The following is a 328-nucleotide window of genomic DNA, read 5'->3' as shown; positions in this document are numbered from 1 at the left end:
TCAGCGGGTCCGTCGACAAAACGACCGTGAGCCCCTCCACCGGCGATAAGACCATCACCGTCACGGTCAAAGCCAGCGACCCCTCCGGGGTCAGCACCCCCACCATCTCCGCCAGCAGCAACGAAACCGACCAAAGCGCGGGATTCGGGGGCATGGACCTCGCCGCAGGCACCGCCACGAACGGCACCTGGAAACGCACCATCACCTTCCCCGCCACCGCGGCCCCCGGGACCTGGACGATCGACCTATTCCCCCTCAAAGACTCACTCGGCAACGGCGTCGGCGGATTCCGCACCATCGCCACCATCACCGTCACCGCCAAAGCCCC

1 protein-coding gene is annotated in these 328 nt (G+C 66.8%); it reads left to right on the top strand.

Going from position 1 to position 328, the window contains the following annotated elements:
* Positions 1 to 26 precede the first annotated feature (26 nt).
* On the top strand, positions 27 to 328 hold a 302-nt coding region (locus IFU40_RS16610), incomplete at its 3' end, for a hypothetical protein (protein ID WP_191927028.1).

Source organism: Microbacterium sp. CFBP 13617 (assembly GCF_014839445.1).
Taxonomy (GTDB): Bacteria; Actinomycetota; Actinomycetes; order Actinomycetales; family Microbacteriaceae; genus Microbacterium.
Note: the sequence above shows the minus strand (reverse complement) of the source record. Positions and strands in the feature narration are given on the sequence as shown.